Below are 1,086 nucleotides of genomic sequence, written 5' to 3'. Positions count from 1 at the left end.
ACCTATATGTCAAGACCCGGCTGGTTATACACGCGTTTCCTGAACAATTCAGGGCGTTTTTCATGCCATTCCTTGAGCGCCTGAACGGGTGTTTTGTGTTGGAGCGCGCGTTGCGGAATGCTGTGGTTGTAGATCTTGACGTAATTGCGCAGCGTCGATTCCAGTTCGGCAGCTGAACCAAAACGGGTCTGGTTGACGATGTCGCTGATACGACCGTTGAAGCGCTCCACCATGCCGTTGGTCTGCGGATGACGAGGCGGGATGAGCCGGTGCTCGATGCCGAGCTGCTTGCACAGGCGGTCGAACACGTGTGTGCCGCTGGGTTCCTTCTTCTTGCCGCCAGCCGTGAAGCGGTCGGTGAACTGGCTGCCGTTGTCGGTCAGAAGCTTGACGATCTTGACGGGACAGGCTTGCTGGACTTTGTTGAGGAAGTCGCCACTGCTGCCATCGGTCTGGTCGGCATAGAGCTCGATGAAGACCCAGCGCGTAGCACGGTCGATGGCAACGAAGAGATAGCGCCTTGCCGTCTCGTCGGGCATCTGCGGCAGGTACTTGATGTCGATGTGCACAAAGCCCGGCTCGTAGTCCTTGAAGGTCTTTTTCGTGGCGGGCGCAGTGCCTTCCTGCTCGACCAGGTTACGTAGAACCGAGACACCGTGGCGGCGCAGGCAACGTCCCAGGCCGGCACGCGAGACGGCTGGATTGATGAACTCGCGCGTGACCGCCAGCAGGTCGTCCGTGGGCAGCAGCAACGTCTTGCGCAGCTCCACCACGATGAGCTCCTGCTCGGGCGTGAGCGTCGTGTACATCTTGTTCGGCGCATGCGACTTGTCTTCAGGAGACTCGCGGTTTTGCCACTTTCGGATGGTTTGGCGGGTGACGTTGTACATCCTGGCCAGTTCGGCCTGCGGGAGCGTCGAGTTCCTGATTTCCTCACGGATCAGGTGGGTAGTACGGGCTTGGCTGTGCAGTGCCTGGGTCATCGAGTTGCCAGTGAAGAGTCGGATTGGAACAGTGTACGCAAAACGTGTCTGGCCTTGAAGAGCGGCCAGCTACGCATGGGTACATGATCCCACGAGTCCAGAC

At 59.0% G+C, this 1,086-nt stretch carries 1 protein-coding gene; it reads right to left on the bottom strand.

Features of this window, described 5'->3' with window-relative positions; all coding sequences use genetic code 11:
- Window positions 1-2: 2 nt before the first annotated feature.
- Window positions 3-983, bottom strand: coding sequence for an IS481-like element ISKpn27 family transposase (locus ACVCAM_RS26410; RefSeq protein ID WP_447093751.1), 981 nt, complete (start codon window positions 981-983; stop codon window positions 3-5).
- Window positions 984-1,086: the final 103 nt, after the last annotated feature.

It is taken from the genome of Enterobacter sp. CFEC122 (assembly GCF_052983755.1).
Note: the sequence above shows the minus strand (reverse complement) of the source record. Positions and strands in the feature narration are given on the sequence as shown.

What these genes read in the sequence shown, in the direction of transcription:
- ACVCAM_RS26410 (WP_447093751.1), bottom strand. Translation starts at nt 983, where the DNA reads ATGACCCAGGCACTGCACAGCCAAGCCCGTACTACCCACCTGATCCGT.